Annotated in this window: 18 protein-coding genes; all 18 read right to left on the bottom strand. The window is 52.9% G+C overall.

Going from position 1 to position 16,062, the window contains the following annotated elements:
* A partial coding sequence (nadA, locus tag WC317_03590) for a quinolinate synthase NadA (protein ID MFA5339219.1) occupies positions 1-942 on the bottom strand: 942 nt, incomplete at its 3' end.
* A gap of 4 nt (positions 943-946) precedes the next feature.
* Positions 947-1,300: an aspartate 1-decarboxylase gene (gene panD, locus WC317_03585; GenBank protein MFA5339218.1), complete on the bottom strand. Its 354-nt coding sequence runs from the start codon at positions 1,298-1,300 to the stop codon at positions 947-949.
* A complete protein-coding gene (gene panC, locus WC317_03580; protein MFA5339217.1) occupies positions 1,301-2,143 on the bottom strand; it encodes a pantoate--beta-alanine ligase in 843 nt (280 codons plus the stop codon). It abuts the gene before it with no gap.
* The gene (folK, locus tag WC317_03575; GenBank protein ID MFA5339216.1) at positions 2,118-2,561 is read right to left on the bottom strand and encodes a 2-amino-4-hydroxy-6-hydroxymethyldihydropteridine diphosphokinase; all 444 of its coding nucleotides are present in this window, start codon (positions 2,559-2,561) and stop codon (positions 2,118-2,120) included. The genes panC and folK overlap by 26 nt, the downstream gene beginning before the upstream one ends.
* Positions 2,562-2,569: 8 nt before the next feature.
* The gene (locus WC317_03570) at positions 2,570-3,739 is read right to left on the bottom strand and encodes an LL-diaminopimelate aminotransferase (GenBank protein ID MFA5339215.1); all 1,170 of its coding nucleotides are present in this window, start codon (positions 3,737-3,739) and stop codon (positions 2,570-2,572) included.
* Positions 3,736-4,458 carry a 4-hydroxy-tetrahydrodipicolinate reductase gene (gene dapB, locus WC317_03565; GenBank protein ID MFA5339214.1) on the bottom strand — a complete coding sequence of 241 codons (723 nt, stop codon included), beginning with the start codon at positions 4,456-4,458 and terminating at the stop codon, positions 3,736-3,738. The genes WC317_03570 and dapB overlap by 4 nt, the downstream gene beginning before the upstream one ends.
* Positions 4,459-4,471: 13 nt before the next feature.
* Entirely contained in the window at positions 4,472-5,341 is an 870-nt protein-coding gene (gene dapA, locus WC317_03560) for a 4-hydroxy-tetrahydrodipicolinate synthase (protein ID MFA5339213.1), read from the bottom strand.
* A 16-nt stretch (positions 5,342-5,357) separates the two neighbouring features.
* Positions 5,358-6,176: a diaminopimelate epimerase gene (gene dapF / locus WC317_03555; GenBank protein ID MFA5339212.1), complete on the bottom strand. Its 819-nt coding sequence runs from the start codon at positions 6,174-6,176 to the stop codon at positions 5,358-5,360.
* A 13-nt stretch (positions 6,177-6,189) separates the two neighbouring features.
* Positions 6,190-7,449 carry a diaminopimelate decarboxylase gene (gene lysA, locus WC317_03550; protein ID MFA5339211.1) on the bottom strand — a complete coding sequence of 420 codons (1,260 nt, stop codon included), beginning with the start codon at positions 7,447-7,449 and terminating at the stop codon, positions 6,190-6,192.
* A complete protein-coding gene (gene argH / locus WC317_03545) occupies positions 7,449-8,768 on the bottom strand; it encodes an argininosuccinate lyase (GenBank protein ID MFA5339210.1) in 1,320 nt (439 codons plus the stop codon). Before argH ends, lysA begins: the two co-directional genes overlap by 1 nt.
* On the bottom strand, positions 8,765-9,949 hold the full coding sequence (locus tag WC317_03540) for an argininosuccinate synthase (GenBank protein ID MFA5339209.1): 1,185 nt from the start codon (positions 9,947-9,949) through the stop codon (positions 8,765-8,767). The genes argH and WC317_03540 overlap by 4 nt, the downstream gene beginning before the upstream one ends.
* 7 nt (positions 9,950-9,956) lie before the next feature.
* Positions 9,957-10,877: an ornithine carbamoyltransferase gene (argF, locus tag WC317_03535; protein ID MFA5339208.1), complete on the bottom strand. Its 921-nt coding sequence runs from the start codon at positions 10,875-10,877 to the stop codon at positions 9,957-9,959.
* A complete protein-coding gene (locus WC317_03530) occupies positions 10,867-12,063 on the bottom strand; it encodes an aspartate aminotransferase family protein (GenBank protein MFA5339207.1) in 1,197 nt (398 codons plus the stop codon). The genes argF and WC317_03530 overlap by 11 nt, the downstream gene beginning before the upstream one ends.
* Positions 12,060-12,917, bottom strand: coding sequence for an acetylglutamate kinase (gene argB, locus WC317_03525; protein MFA5339206.1), 858 nt, complete (start codon positions 12,915-12,917; stop codon positions 12,060-12,062). The genes WC317_03530 and argB overlap by 4 nt, the downstream gene beginning before the upstream one ends.
* On the bottom strand, positions 12,901-14,097 hold the full coding sequence (argJ, locus tag WC317_03520; GenBank protein ID MFA5339205.1) for a bifunctional glutamate N-acetyltransferase/amino-acid acetyltransferase ArgJ: 1,197 nt from the start codon (positions 14,095-14,097) through the stop codon (positions 12,901-12,903). Before argJ ends, argB begins: the two co-directional genes overlap by 17 nt.
* Positions 14,097-15,125 carry an N-acetyl-gamma-glutamyl-phosphate reductase gene (gene argC / locus WC317_03515; GenBank protein MFA5339204.1) on the bottom strand — a complete coding sequence of 343 codons (1,029 nt, stop codon included), beginning with the start codon at positions 15,123-15,125 and terminating at the stop codon, positions 14,097-14,099. The genes argJ and argC overlap by 1 nt, the downstream gene beginning before the upstream one ends.
* A 99-nt stretch (positions 15,126-15,224) precedes the next feature.
* A complete protein-coding gene (gene rpsI, locus WC317_03510) occupies positions 15,225-15,620 on the bottom strand; it encodes a 30S ribosomal protein S9 (GenBank protein ID MFA5339203.1) in 396 nt (131 codons plus the stop codon).
* 12 nt (positions 15,621-15,632) lie between these two features.
* A complete protein-coding gene (gene rplM / locus WC317_03505) occupies positions 15,633-16,052 on the bottom strand; it encodes a 50S ribosomal protein L13 (protein MFA5339202.1) in 420 nt (139 codons plus the stop codon).
* Positions 16,053-16,062 lie beyond the last annotated feature (10 nt).

Below are 16,062 nucleotides of genomic sequence, written 5' to 3'. Positions count from 1 at the left end.
GCCGGATACCTCAAGCATCCTGTCAAGCGACTGCTTCGCCTTCGCCTTGACATCCTCCGGCACCTCGACTTTATAGACCATATTCTCCAGGGAATGCGCGAGCCAGCCGAGCGTGGTGAGTTTCATGCTCGGGCAGATAAGGTGCGAGGTCGCGAGGAAGAACTCTTTGCCCGGGTTCTCCTTCTTCAACCGGTAGAGCATCCCCGACTCGGTGCCTATGATAAACCTCTTCGACTTGGACCCTTTTATGTATTTGAACATTCCGCCGGTCGAGCATATGTGGTCGGCCAGGGCCAGGACATCGGGTTCGCATTCCGGGTGGGCTATGAATTCCGCATCAGGATAATTCTTCCTCACTTCCAATATATCTTCTTCCTGGACCCTTATATGCGTCGGGCAGAATCCCTTCCAAAGGATTATCTCTTTGTCCGGGACCTGGCTTTGCACGTATTGACCCAGGTTCCTGTCCGGGATGAATATCACGCGTTTAAACTCTTTAAGGGATTTGACTATCTCTATCGCGTTCGAGGAGGTGCAGCAGATATCGCTCTCGGCCTTTACCCTCGCCGAGGAATTTACGTAGCAGACGACAGCCGCGTCAGGATATTGCGCCTTCAGGGCGCGGACCTTCTCGGCCGTTATCATATCGGCCATCGGGCATCCCGCCTCGATGACCGGCAGGAGCACTGTCTTGTCGGGATTGAGTATCGCGGCGGTCTCGGCCATGAACGTGACGCCGCAGAAGACTATGACCTTGGCGTCTGTCCTGACCGCTGCCTGGCTGAGCGCCAACGAATCTCCCGTGATATCGGCCAGATCCTGGACCTCGTCGCGCTGGTAATTATGCGCGATTATGACGGCGTTGCGCAGTTTCTTTAGCTGGAGGATCTTTTCTTTTAGCTGTTCGTTGTAGGTAGCTTCTGGGTTAGAAGGGTTTTCGATCACTTTAGGCTTTCTTTATCCTGTTCTTGGCGTCGACGAATACTATCCTGGGTTTGATCTTGCGGACTTCCGATTCATCCGCCTGGCAATACGATATTATTATGACGGTATCTCCCTTGTGCGCCCAGCGCGCGGCAGCCCCGTTCATGCAGATCGTGCCGCTTCCGGTTTTTCCGGCAAGGGTGTAAGTTTCGACCCGGGAACCGTTGTTCAGGTTTACTATCTGGACGCGCTCGCCGGGGAGCATATCCGCTGCCTTAAGCAACTTGCCGTCTATCGTGATGGAACCGGTGTATTTGAGATTCGCTTCGGTCACAGTCGCGCCGTGAATCTTCGACTTCAACATCGTCCTTAACATTTATGCTTTGACCTCTATGTTGTCTATCAGCCGCGTTCCGCCTATCCGGACCGCCACAGCGACCAGGACTTTCCCTTTTATCTTTTTTACTTCTTTCAGGCTTTCCGGGTCTACTATCGAAATGTAATCGATCTTGTCCGCGGCAACCGAGAGTATCTTCCTTATCTCGGACTTTATCTTCGCGGCATCCCTACTGCCTGATTTTATCAAATCCCCCGCCAGTTGTAAAGCACGATATACCGTCGGGGAGACCCTCCTCCCGTCGGGAGAAAGGTAGGCGTTGCGCGATGACATCGCCAATCCGTCCTTTTCCCTGACCGTGGGCATGATTTTTATCCTTATCCCCATATTCAGGTCTTCGGCCATCTGCTTTATCACGATCGCCTGCTGCGCGTCCTTCTGTCCGAAGTAAGCCGTATCCGGCCTGACGATATTAAAGAGCTTTGCGACGATTGTAGCTACCCCGCGGAAATGCGAAGGCCTGAACTTCCCGCAGAGGTTCTCTGTAAGCCCCTCGACATTCACATACGTCGAATATCCCTTCGGGTACATCGCCTTCACCGCCGGATAAAAGATATGATCAACACCTTCTTTTTTACAAAGAGCCGCATCTTTCCGCAGGTCCCGGGGATATTCTTCATAGTCCTCGTTCGGGCCGAACTGCGCCGGATTCACGAAGATGCTTACGACGACGGTCTTATTCTCTTTGCGGGCGCGCCTGATAAGCGAAAGGTGCCCCTCGTGGAGAAAGCCCATCGTCGGGACGAACCCGACTGACCGTCCTTTCTGTCTGTCGCGTTTGAGTTCTTTATTCAGCTTATTTATCGAGCGGATTATTTTCATGTTCATTTTGGCTGAACTTCGAGGCCACGTCAGGAGCTATCTCTGCAAGCGGCTCTAACATAAAACGCCTCAAATGAAGCTGAGGGTGGGGTATCACAAGGTCCGGCTCATTCATTACGATATCACCGTACAGGAGAATATCCAGGTCGATCTCCCTGGGGCCCCATTTTACTTTTGACGGCGTCCTTCCTACCTTCTTTTCCGTCAGCTTAAGGAGCGCGAGCAACTCGTGAGGCGTAAGAAGGGTCAGGATCTCCGCGGCGCCGTCGAGGAAATTATCCTGCGGCGGGCCGCCGACAGGATCGGTCTCGTAGAGCTTTGAGACCTTTACCACCTCAACCATTCTTGAATCTCTGAGCTCTTCTATCGCTTTTCCTATATTCCCGCGCCTGTCACCCAGGTTAGAGCCAAGCGCGATGAACGCCCTTACTTTAGGAATTTCTTTATCCTCTGGACCGCGGTCTTTATCCTGTCCTTGGAAACGGTGAGGGCCATCCTTATATAACCTTCGCCGTACCTGCCGAACCCGTTCCCGGGAGTAACGATGATATCGGCCTTCTCAAGCAAAGCCTTTGCCAGCGAGGACGAGTTATAACCCGGAAGATTCTTTGCCCAGACATAGAACGACGCCTTCGGCTTGGGAACTTTCCAACCCAGGGAATTCAGGCCGTTCACCAGCGCGTCGCGGCGTTCCTTGTATGTCTTATTGGCTCTCGCTACCGGTTCCTGCGGGCCTTCGAGCGCGGCGATCCCGGCCAGTTGCACCGCCTGGAATATCCCCGAATCGATGTTCGATTTAACCTTCGCGAGCCCCTGGATAGCTTTCTTGTTCCCGCAAGCCCATCCTATCCTCCAGCCCGTCATATTGTACGTCTTCGAGAGCGAGTGGAATTCGACTGCCCTGTCCTTGGCGCCGACCATCTGGAGAATGCTCATCGGGCGGTATTTGTCGTAACAGACCTCCGAATACGCCGCGTCTGAACAGATGAGGATATTATTCCTGTGCGAGAAATCGAGGACTTTCTTGTAGAATTCTTCGTCAGCGACCGCGCCGGTCGGGTTATTCGGATAGTTGACGAATATCATCTTAGCCTTATTTGACACGGCCGTATCTATCCTGCCCAGATCAGGCAGGAAATCATTCTCCGCCAAAAGCGGCATAAGGTAAGGCACGCCGCCCGCGAATATCGTCCCGTTCTTGTAAGGCGGATAACATGGGTCCGGCACAAGCACGTAGTCGCCAGGATTTATGAAAGCGAGCGGCATATGCGCTATCCCCTCTTTCGAGCCGATAAGCGGCAGCACTTCGGTATCAGGGTCGAGTTCGACCTTAAACCTCTTCTTATACCATTTCGCTATCGCCTGTCTTAACTGCGGCATCCCGGAATCCAGCGCGTAATGATGATTGTCCGGCTCCAGTGAGGCTTTGTGCAGGGCGTTTATTATATGCCTTGGCGTCGGGAGGTCAGGGTCGCCTATGCCCAAGTCGACTATGTCCCTTCCTGCTGCCTTCGCCTGCCTCTTCGCCTTGTCTATCTCCGCGAAAAGATACGGGGGAAGTTTTGCCAACCTCTCAGAAAATTCAAAATCGCTCATTTCATGTCTCCTAATACATCCTGCATGTCGTATAATCCCGGCTTTTTGCCTGCGATGAATTTCGCGGCGGCCAAAGCGCCTTTCGCTAATATATCGCGCGTCTTCGCGCTGTGCGAAAGCTCAATGATGTCATAAGGGCTTTCGAATGTCACCTTGTGATCACCCACTATCTCGCCCTCGCGTATGGACTTTATGTCCGAGACCTCACGCTTGGAGGCCTCCTTGACTATTTGGGCGAGTTTCTTCGCGGTCCCTGACGGCGCGTCCTTCTTGTGTATGTGGTGCGCCTCGATTATTGTCACGCCATAATCCTTAGATAATTTCCCCGCGGCCTCTTTTACCAGCCGGAAGAGCAGGTTTACGCCCATTGACATATTAGGCGAGAGGATGACGGGTATTTTCTTCGACGCTTCCTTGATCTTTTTTACCTGTTCCTCGGTAAATCCCGTAGTGCCGATGACAAATGCCTTTTTGTATTTTACGGCGGCGGCAAGATGTTCCATCGTCGCTTCGGGAACGGTAAAATCCATAAGTACGTCCGCGGCCTTTATGTCATCGAGCCGGTCCGAGACCTCGCCGTAAGCGAATTTCGAGCCGACAGACGGGTGTCCCTTCACCTCAAGCCCGAGGATGACCCTCATCCCGCTCTCTTTGGGGGCTAGTCCGGCGATCCTTGCGCCCATCTTTCCAGCGTAACCGCAAACAGCGACTTTTATCATCTCAGTCCTTTTTTTACAAGCCGTATTTCTTCAGCGCTTCGGCGAGCTTCGCTAAGTTCTCTTCCGACATATGGCACAGCGGCAGGCGGAGTTCCGGCTCTATCATTCCCATCAGCTCCATAGCCGTCTTTACCGGTATCGGGTTCGTCTCGATGAACATGGCTTTCACGAGCGGCAACAACTTATAATGTAGTTCCTGAGCCTTTTTTATATCACCCTTCTTGAACGCGGCGACCAGGTCGGCTACATCGCGCGGGACTATATTCGCGACCACCGATATCACGCCGACGCCTCCTATCGCGAGGATAGGCAGCGTAAGCGCGTCATCTCCTGAGATTATCGCGAAGTTAGGCCCGCAGAGGTAACGTATCTTCGAGATCTGCTCGAGGTTCCCGCTCGATTCCTTCACACCCACTATATTCTTTATCTGCGCGAGTTTCTGGAATGTCTCCGGCTCGATATTTACCGCGGTGCGCGATTGGATGTTGTAAGGGATGATCGGTATCTTGACCGAATCCGCGACTGCCTTGTAATGCATATAGAGCCCGCGCTGTGTCGGCTTGTTGTAATAAGGCGACAATAACAGCGCTGCGTCCGCGCCTGCCTTTTCGGCATACTTCGTCAGCTCGATCGCCTCAGCCGTGCAATTCGATCCCGTTCCCGCGATTATAGTGATCCTCTTCTTCGCCGCTTCGATCACTACCTCTATCACGCGGTTGTGCTCCTCGTGCGTCAGCGTCGCGGACTCGCCTGTCGTCCCGCACGGCACTATGCCCGAGGTCCCGTTCTTTATATGGAACTCTACCAGTTCGCGTAATTTTGCTTCGTCAACTTTTCCGTTCTTGAACGGCGTCACAAGCGCGACTATCGAACCTTCGAACATCCTTACTCCCTCCTAATTATTTGTAAAGATACTTGCCTAAAAATACTTCCCGTGCGCCGCCTTCCAAATAGACGTCGGTAAAATCATCACCGCTCCTCTTGAAATATATTTTAAGACTGTCCCCGCCTTTTGTAAGGCAGGTGACCGGGCTCTTGAAATTCTTCACAGCCGCCGATATGATCGCGGAGGCCGTTACACCCGTCCCGCAGGCGAGCGTCTCACCCTCAACGCCGCGCTCGTATGTACGCACTTTAATAGGACCGTTTCTTCCACCGACTTCAACAAAATCTACGTTCGTGCCTCGCGGCGCAAAAGCGTCGTGGTAACGGACTTCCTTGCCTGTTGTCTTTACGTTATGGCCCTCAAGATGGTCCACAAAGATTACAGCGTGCGGCACCCCGGTGTTCACAAAATTCACGTTATACCCGCCGTCGCTTAAAGCGAGGTTGATATCGAGTTTCAGGCCGCTGGGATCCGACATCTTCAGTTTTACTATCGCGCCCTTGACCTCGGCCTCGATCAATCCGGCGAGGGTCTCGAAATCCATCCTCTTTCCCGCTATCTTGTTATCAACAGCGAATAACGCCGCGCAGCGCGCGCCGTTCCCGCACATCTCGGCCTCGCTGCCGTCGGAATTTATTATGCGCATCCTGAAATCGGCCTTTTTCGAGCGCTCGATAGCGATAAGCCCGTCGCCTCCGACGCCGTAATTCCTGTCGCAGATCTCCCTGGCGAAGGAATACAGTTTCGCGCCGGGTATGACCGCCTTGCGGTTATCGATGACGACAAAGTCGTTGCCGCTGGCGACCATCTTGACGAATGCTATATTTTTCATGGTTAGGTTTGGCTCACTTAAGTTCTTTGGGGATATTCTCGCCTTTTACGAGGTCTTCGTATTTTTCTCTCTCTCGCACCACGTAGAACCTGCCGCGCAAGACCATTACCTCGGCGACGCGCGGCCTCGAGTTGTAATTGCTGGACATGGTAAACCCGTAAGCGCCCGCCCCCATCACGGCTATCAATTCGCCGGGCTGGAACTCGGGCAACCTCCTGTCCCTCGCGAGGACATCCCCGCTTTCGCAGATGGGGCCTACAACATCTGCCAGTATCTTCCTGCGCGCAGGCCGCCTTATCACCGGGACGATCTCATGATAGGCGTCATAGAGCGACGGGCGGATAAGGTCGTTCATCGCCGCGTCGGATATGATGAAATTCTTCGAGCGGGTCTTCTTGACATACGTAACTTTCGCGACCAGTATGCCGCTGTTGCCGGCTATAAACCTGCCCGGCTCGAGTATGAGCCGGACGTTTATCCTGCGGATAAGCGGTACCACGGATTTCGCGAAACGCGCGGCCGTCTGCGGCTTTTCCTTGTTGTAGATTATCCCGAGGCCGCCTCCTATATTAAGCCAGTCGACCCTCGCGCCTTTCCTCCTGATATTCCCGATCAAAGTGCCGGTCTTGTTTATCGCCTTGCGGAACGGCTCGGCCTCGGTTATCTGCGAGCCGATGTGTATGTGTATCCCGCGCAGCCGGACGTTCGGGTATTTCGGGGCCTTCAGGAACGTCTCCTCGACGGTCGCGAAATCCAGGCCGAACTTGTTCTCGGCTTTCCCCGTCGTGATGAATTTGTGCGTATGCGGGTCGATATCCGGGTTGGCGCGCAGGGTGCAGTCCACCGTCCTGCCGAGCCTCTTGGCAGTCTTGTTTATCTGCGCCAATTCAGGCAGAGATTCGATATTAAAGAATAATATGCCCGACCTGATCGCGTCCTCTATCTCGCGTTCGGTCTTGCCGACGCTCGCGTAGACGATCTTCTTCGATTCGCATCCGACTTTCAGGGCTTTGTACAGTTCGCCTCCGGATACGACATCGAGCCCTGCGCCGGCTTTTACAAGCGCCATGACGACAGCGAGGTTCGAGTTCGCTTTCATCGAGAAGCAGATGAGCGGATTGAGCTCCGAGAAAGCGTCGCGCAGTTTCCTGTAATGGTCTATGAGCGTCTTGTGGCTGTAGAGATAGAAAGGCGTCCCTACGGCGGCCGCTATACCGCCTATCCCCACTTCTTCACAAAAGAGCTCATCGCCCTTATATTTGAATTCGTGCATTATCTTCCTTTTTTCCTTGATGCGACCGAAACCTTCGGATCCAGTAATTTAAACACGTCCTTTTCGAACTTATCCGAAAACTTCTTAAGTTCTTTAAGGGTGAGACCCGATATCCTCTCCTTCTTCTCGAGCGTCGCCGTCACTAATTTTCCGATCGTCGAATGCGCCTGCCTCGAGTCCAGTCCCTTAGCGACCAGGTACTCGGCCAAATCTGTCGCGTAAAGCGACTCGTCCAAAAGCGCCCTGCCGATATTCGCCTTATTTACTTTTACGCCTTTCACCATCTTGGCATATATCGATAACACCTTAGATATCTTCTCGACCGAATCGAAGAGCGGCTGCTTGTCCCACTGCATATCCCTGTTATACGTTAGCGGCAGGCCCTTCATCATCGTCAGGACCGAGAATAAGTTCCCGTATATCCTGCCGGCCATGCCCCTTACCAACTCGAGGAAATCCGGGTTGACTTTCTGCGGCATTATGCTCGAGCCGGTGCAGAACTGCTGGTCTATCTCGACGAACCCGAACTCAGGCGTAGCCCAGAGTATGAGGTCTGAAGCGAGCCTAGAGAGGTGCATCGATACCAGCGATATGGCCTCAAGCATTTCGACGACAAAATCCCTGTCAGACACCGCGTCCATCGTGTTTTCGCAGAGCGCCGCGAACCCCAGCTCTTTGGCGACATATTTCCTGTCGATCTTAAGCGAAGTCCCGGCCAACGCGCATGCGCCAAGCGGCATGAAGTCCGCCGCGTGATAGGCGTAATGGAGCTTCCTCTTGTCCCTCGCCAGCATCCATACATATGCCTCAATGTGATCGGACAAAAGCACCGGCTGCGCGTGCTGGGTATGAGTCAAACCAGGCACTATCACGTCCTTGTTCTTCTTCGCGAAACCGAGCAAGGATTCCTGCAAACTCGAAACCAAGCCGTATAATTCCTGGGCCTTATCCTTGCAATACATCCTCGTATCCAACGCGACCTGGTCGTTCCTCGACCGCGCGGTATGGAGCTTGAGCGCAGGCTTGCCTATCTTCTTCTCCAGTGCATTCTGGATATTCGTATGGATATCCTCGGCCGTAAAGTCGTATACGAACCTGCCCGCATCGATCTCTTTAGATATCGCGGTAAGCCCTTTTACTATTGCGGCGGCGTCCTTCTTCGGGATTATCCCGCATTTCCCGAGCATCTTCGCGTGGGCGATAGAGCCGAGGACGTCGTACTCTGCCAGCCTGTAGTCAAAATACATGCTGCACGAAAAATCCTCGAACTCAGGGTCCTGCGACTTCTTGAACCTTCCGCCCCAAAGTTTATTTTTCATTTTTTATGCGATCCTTTATAAGGCAATCCCCAAATCTGGACGAAACCCTTCGCCAGCGACTGGTCGAACTTATCGCCTTGCTCATACGTCGCCAATTCTTTCTTGTAAAGCGAATCCGGCGATTTCCTGCCTACGACGATGCAATGGCCTTTATGCAGTTTCACCTTTACCGTGCCGTTGACGGATTTCTGCGTATCGTCGACGAATTTGTCGAGCGCTTCCTTGAGCGGCGTATACCAGAGCCCGAAATAAGTAAGCTCCGCGTATTTGAGCGCGACAACCTCCTTGAAATGGAGCGTCTCCCTGTCAAGGACAAGGGCTTCGAGCGCCTTATGCGCGTTAAAAAGCGTCCACGCGGCCGGCGCCTCGTATATCTCCCTGGACTTTATGCCGACGAGCCTGTTCTCGATCATATCGCTCCTGCCTACGCCTGCGTCGCCGGCTATCTTCGACAGTTTCAATATCAGGCTCACTCCGTCCATCGCCTTGCCGTTAAATTTTACCGGCACGCCTTCCTTGAACTCTATCTCCGCGTAGACAGGCTCCGCCGCAGCCTTATCTACTCCCTTTGTAAGTTGATATATATCTTCGTCAGGCGCGTAATAAGGATCTTCCAGCTTCCCACTTTCAATCGATATTCCCCATAGATTAAGATCAATCGAGTACGGCTTTTTCTTTGTCGTATCAATGGGAATATTATTCTTCTTTGCATATTCTATCTCTTCGGCCCTTGTCTTAAGCTCCCACTCCCTGACAGGCGCCAGTATTTTCAGTTCCGGATCAAGCGATCCGATAGTGACTTCAAACCTTACCTGGTCGTTACCTTTACCCGTGCAGCCGTGCGCGACATATGCGGCCTTCTCTTTATGGGCCGTCTCTACGAGCCCCTTGGCGATTATCGGCCTCGACAGCGCTGTCGCAAGCAGGTATCCGCCTTCGTATACCGCCCCGGCTTTAAGCGACTTGAATACGAAGTCCTTCACGAACTCCTTCTTTAGGTCCTCGACAACGACCTTTACGGCGCCGGTAGCCAATGCCCTCTTCTTATAGACCTCAAAGTCAGACTCCTGGCCTACGTCAGCCATATAAGCGATGACGTCGTAACCCTTCTTCGACAGCCACTTTATTATGACCGAAGTATCGAGTCCGCCTGAATACGCAAGCACTACTTTCTTGTTCATCTCATCCTCACTTTAAAAGTAAAAGTAATATCGCCTTTTCGACATGCAGTCTATTCTCCGCCTGATCAAATACAACCGAATGCGGGCTCTCCAGAGACTCGTCAGAGATCTCCTCGCCCCTGTGCGCGGGCAGACAGTGCATGATAATATAATCTTTTTTAGCCTTCGAACAAAGCTTCTCATTTATCTGGAAACCCTTAAATGCCTTTAACCTTTTCGCCCTTTCCTTCTCCTGTCCCATACTCGTCCAGACGTCCGTATACACGACGTCCGCTCCGGCAACCGCCTTCTCCGGGTCGGTGCAGATAACGACCTTCGAGCCAGTGACTCCGGCGAAATCCTCGGCTATCTTCACGACCTCTTTATCCGGCTCGTAACCCTTGGGTGTAGCCACGGCGATATCCGCCCCTACCCGGGCCGCGGTCATGAGAAGCGAGTTGCAGACGTTATTGCCGTCGCCCACAAACGCGATCTTGACGCCTTTTACCTTGCCCTTCTTCTCTTTGACCGTAAAAAGGTCTGCCAGCGCCTGGCACGGGTGCGAGAAATCCGATAACCCGTTTATGACCGGGACCGACGAATACTCCGCCAGTTCCACGATGTCATCGTGCTTGAACGTCCTGGCGACTATCCCGTCGAGATACCTCGCCATCGTCCGCGCGACATCCTTTATCTCTTCCCTTTCGCCGAGCTTTACTTCCTCCGGCGCCAGGTATATCGCCGTGCCGCCTAACTGCGCCATCGCGGCCGCGAAAGACACCTTCGTCCTTAAAGAGGGCTTCTGGAATATCAACCCCAGGGTCTTCCCATTCAACGGCTCGTCTTTAGATATCCTTCCCTCACCCTTTAGCTTCGCGGCCAGGGCGAATATCTCCTCGATATCCGAGATCGAAAGGTCTTTTATCGTTATCAGGTCTTTAACCTTCAACTGTTACTCCCTTCATTACTTCCTGTATGATCGCGACAGCCGCGTCTATATCCGCGTTCTTTACCACCAGCGGCGGCATTATCCTCAATACCTTCTTCTGTGTGCAATTTATGAGGAGGCCCTTCTCGACGCATTTGTCTATTATCTGCTTCCCCTCTATCTCAAGCTCCACCGCCTGCATCAGGCCTTTGCCCCTTACTATCTTCACGAACGGGAAATCCTTCTTTAAAAGCGAGAGCCTGTTATGGAGATACCTGCCCCTCCTTACGGCCTTCTCGACAAGGTTGCCTTCCTCTATTGCCTCGAATACCGCGAGCGCCGCGGCGCACGCGAGCGGGCTGCCTCCGAATGTCGAGGCATGGGTCCCGGGCTGCAGAACGTCGGCGATCTCCTTCTTTGCGACCATCGCGCCTATCGGGAACCCGCCGCCGAGCGACTTGGCCAGCGTCATAATATCAGGCACCACGTCGTAATGCTGGTAGCAGAACATCTTCCCTGTCCTGGCTATCCCTGTCTGGACCTCATCGAATACGAGGAGTATCTTCTTCTCTTCGCAGACTTTCTTCAATCCCGCGATGAACTCCTCGGACGCGACGTTTATCCCGCCCTCGCCTTGTATCGGCTCGAGCATTATCGCGGCTGTCTTGTCGGTTATCTTCGACTTGACCGATTCCAGGTCGTTGAACTTAGCGTACACGAAACCGCCCGGGAGCGGCGCGAAACCTTCCTGGTATTTAGGCTGCGCCGTCGCCGTTATCGCGGCCAGTGTCCGTCCGTGGAATGAATCTTCCATCGTTATTATCTCATATTTTCCCGACGGATACCCTACTTTTCTCGCCAGTTTGATGGCGCTTTCCACCGCCTCTGCGCCGCTGTTGCAGAAGAAGACCTTGCCTTCGAACGAATTCTCTATTATCTTCTTCGCCAGTTTCCCCTGCAGTTCGTTGTAATAGTTGTTCGGCACGTGGATTATCTTCCCAACCTGCTCCTTTATCGCCTTGACCACCTTCGGGTGGCAATGGCCCAGCCCTGACACGGCCCATCCGGGGAAAAAATCCAGGAACTCTTTGCCCTCTATGTCATATGCCTTTATGCCTTTGCCTTTTACCATCACAAGCGGCGACTTGGCGTAAGTCGGCATCACGTATTCGTAATACAGTTGCACAACTTCTTCTGTCTTCGTCATTTTATTATCTCCGTTCCTATTCCTTTGTCGGTGAATACCTCAAGTAATATCGCGTGGCTCAGCCTACCGTCGATAATATGCGTCTTATTCACGCCTTTCTTCAGCGCGTCGACCACTGCCTTGACCTTGGGGATCATCCCGCCCCGTATTACTCCCCTTTCGATCAATTCTTCGGCTTCCTTCCTTTTTAATGTCGGGATGAGAGTAGACTCGTCAGACTCGTCTCTCAATATCCCATTGGTATCGGTTATCAAAACAAATTTTTCCGCCTTAAGCGCCGCGGCTATGTCGCAGGCCGCAAGGTCGGCGTTGATATTATAGGCCTTCCCATCTTTCCCTAATGCCACCGGGGTTATGACGGGTATGGCGCCGTCCTTGAGAGCGTCCTTAATGGGCTTGGTGTTTACAGATACGATCTTCCCCAGGAAACCCATGTGTTTGCCCTTATGCTTTAAAGTCACAGCCTTTATTATCTTGTCCTTCTTGCCTGACAGCGCCTTGACCTTGCCGCCCAGCTCTTCTATATGTTTGGCTATCTCCTTGTTCGTCGCCTCGAGCGTATCGTCGACTATCTTCATCGTCTTCGCGTCGGTGACCCTGAACCCGTCTACGAATTTCGCGACGATACCGGCTTCCTTCATCTTCTCGGTTATCCTCGGCCCGCCGCCGTGTATGATTACCGGCTTTATCCCGACCAGACTCATGAAGATTATGTCCTGGAAGATACCGGAGATGACTTCCCTGTTCTCCATCATGCTGCCGCCGGCCTTTATGACGACCGTCTTGCCCCTGAACTTCTTTATGTAAGGCAGCGCCTCTATGAGGACGTCGGCCTTTTTAATTATATCTTGCATTTATTTTAATATACCCTTCCGTAAGGTCGCATGTCCACGCCGTCGCCGAATGCTTGCCCGAGTTTAGCCCGACCGTTATCGCAACTTCTTTCTTCTTAAGCGACTTCTGCGCCTTCGGCCTTAATCCGAAATTGGCGTTCCCGCCGCTGACTATCTTTATGCCGTTCAGGTAAATATCCAGCTTCGACTCGTTAAGTTTCACTCCCGAGGCCCCGGCCGATGAGGCGATCCTCCCGGTATTCGGGTCCTCGCCTGCGATAGCCGTCTTGACTAGGTTCGAATTGGCTATCTCTTTCGCCATCTTCTTCGCGTCGGCCTTGCTCTTCGCTCCCTTGACCTGCACTTCTATAAATTTATTCGCGCCTTCCCCGTCCCTGGCTATCTCCTTGGCCAGGTAGACCATGACGTATTTCAGCGCTTCACAGAATATTTTATGGCCCTTGCTATCGTTCTTTATCTTCGCGTTCGCGGCGAGGCCGTTAGCCATTATAAAAACGGTGTCGTTCGTGCTCATATCGCCGTCGACCGTCACCATATTCAATGAATCCTCTACCGCGTCTTTCAAGGAACTCTTTAATGCTTTAACATCTATATCCGCGTCGGTCGTGATGAAACACAGCAGTGTCGCCATGTTGGGGCAAATCATACCCGAACCCTTGGCTATCCCGCCTATCTTCACGGTCTTGCCGCCTATCTTCACAGCGACCGCTATCCTCTTCGGGACCAGGTCGGTCGTCATTATCGCCTTGGCCGCGGAAAGCTCGCCCTCCTTGCACAGGCCTTTCACCAGGGCCGGCACAGACGCCTCGATCTTTTCTACCGCGAGCGGTTTTCCGATTATCCCGGTCGACGCGACGAGCACATCCTGCGCGTCTATCCAGGTATTCGCCGAAACCGCCTCAGCCATCCGGACCGCCCACTTCATCCCGTTCTTCCCGTTAAGGCAGTTGGCGTTCCCGCTGTTAGCTATTATCGTCTGCGCCCATCCGTCCTTTAAATTCCCGGCGGAAAGCACTACCGGCGCGGCCTTTACCGTATTCTTCGTGAATACGCCGGCCGCGTGGGCCGGCACGCTCGAATAGATCAGGCACAGGTCGAGGCCCTTCTTTTTTATCCCGCTTTTGACGCCGGAGGCGGCAAATCCCTGAGGGGCTGTCACCGATCCCTTTATCGTCTTCATTAAATAAGGCCCGCAGTTTCGCCGAATCCCATCATCAAATTCATGTTCTGGACCGCCTGCGATGCGGCGCCTTTCCAAAGGTTATCTATCGCGGTGATCACTATAACCCGCTTTCCCGCCGTTTTTATACCGATATCGCAAAAGTTCGTGCTGTAGACGTGCTTCGTCTCCGGGAATATGCCCTCATCCAGCACCCTGACGAACGGCGCGCCTTTGTAGAACTGTTTATAAAGCGACAGCAGCTCTGCGGTGGTCGCCTCTTTCTTCAGCGTGAAATATATCGTCGAGAGTATCCCTTTGTTCATCGGCACCAGATGCGGGGTGAACGTGACGCCTATCTTCGAGCCCGCCGCGATAGAAAGCTCCTGGTCTATCTCAGGCATATGCTGGTGCTGGTTTATCTTGTATGCCTTGAAGTTCTCGTTTAATTCCGCGAAATTAAGCGCCAGCGAAGCCGCCCTGCCTGCCCCGGTAACGCCGGATTTCGAGTCGACGATGATCTGGTCCGTATCGACGAGGCCTTTACTCACCAACGGGGCGCTTCCGAGTATCGAGCCGGTCGGATAACATCCCGGGTTCGCTATGAACTTGGACTTTTCTATCTCTTTCTTATGAAGTTCCGGAAGCCCGTATACCGCTTCCTTAAGCAGCTCCACGCTCGTGTGTTTCGCGCCGTACCATTTCTCGTATACGCCTGTATCTTTGAGCCTGTAATCCGCGCTCAGGTCGACGACCTTCTTTCCCGCCTTCAAAAAATCAGGGACGAAGAGCATCGAGACCTTATGCGGAAGCGCCAGGAATATCAGGTCTGCCGCCTTCGATATGGCCGGAACGTCGACATTGCCGCATACAAGGCCAAGCCGGCCTTTGAATAGCGGGAATATCTCCGATATCTTCTCGGCCTTCTCAACCTTGCCGCTTACCGAAGTTATCGTTACCTCCGGATGGACCAGCAGTATCTTTATCAGCTCGCAGCCGGCATAACCGGTCGCGCCGACCACCGCTACTTTAAGTTTTTCTTTTGCCATTTTATTCCCTTTCGTCATTAGATTATAAAATAAAAACGCCTATTCCGTCAAGCTGTTTCCGTCGGAATAGGCGTAATTTTGCCTTATATAAATAAGGTGCTAACGTTTAGTCCACTGGAAATGGCTGCGGGCTCCTTTTTGTCCGTACTTTTTACGTTCCTTCATGCGCGGATCGCGGGTCAAAAGGCCTTTGCCGCGGAGAACGGAACGGAAAGTAGCATCCGCCTTGAGCAAGGCGCGGGCTATGCCCAAACGCACAGCGCCAGCCTGGCTTGCGACGCCGCCGCCTGCGACATTCACAAAAATGTCGTATTTGGCCGCGGTCTGTGTCGCTTCAAGCGGTTCCCTGAGGATGCCCCTAAGCGTCTCCCTCGGAAAATAATCATCGATAGTCCTTTTATTGACGACGAACTGGCCTGAGCCGGGTTTCAATATGACCCTGGCCGTCGACTCTTTCCTTCTTCCTGTACCTAAAAATAATGCCTGCGCTTCCATTTCGCTCCTGTATTATACCTTTAAAGGTTCGGGTTTCTGGGCCGCCATGTTATGTTCCTTGCCCGCGAATACTTTCAATTTGCCCAACGCGCTCTTCCCGACCTTGTTCTTCGGCAGCATGCCTTTCACCGCGTGGGTAATGACGTATTCCGGCTTCCTCACGAGCAGATCCCCTAACATCTCGGATCTCCTGCCGCCGGGATAGCCCGAATACCAGTCATATTCTTTTGCCTTCAGCTTATTGCCGGTCACTTTTATCTTTGCGGCGTTCACGACGACTACCCCGTCGCCGGTATTGAAATCCCTGCGGTACGTGGGCTTATTTTTGCCCGAAAGTACGCGCGCGACAGCCACGGCGACCCTTCCCAGGATCTTGCCTTCGGCATCGACTATAAACCATTTTTCCGATATTTTTTCTTCCTTTTTCACCATTTTAGGCCTT

The organism is Candidatus Omnitrophota bacterium (assembly GCA_041653595.1).
In the GTDB taxonomy this organism is placed as follows: Bacteria; Omnitrophota; Gorgyraeia; order Pluralincolimonadales; family Pluralincolimonadaceae; genus Pluralincolimonas.
Note: the sequence above shows the minus strand (reverse complement) of the source record. Positions and strands in the feature narration are given on the sequence as shown.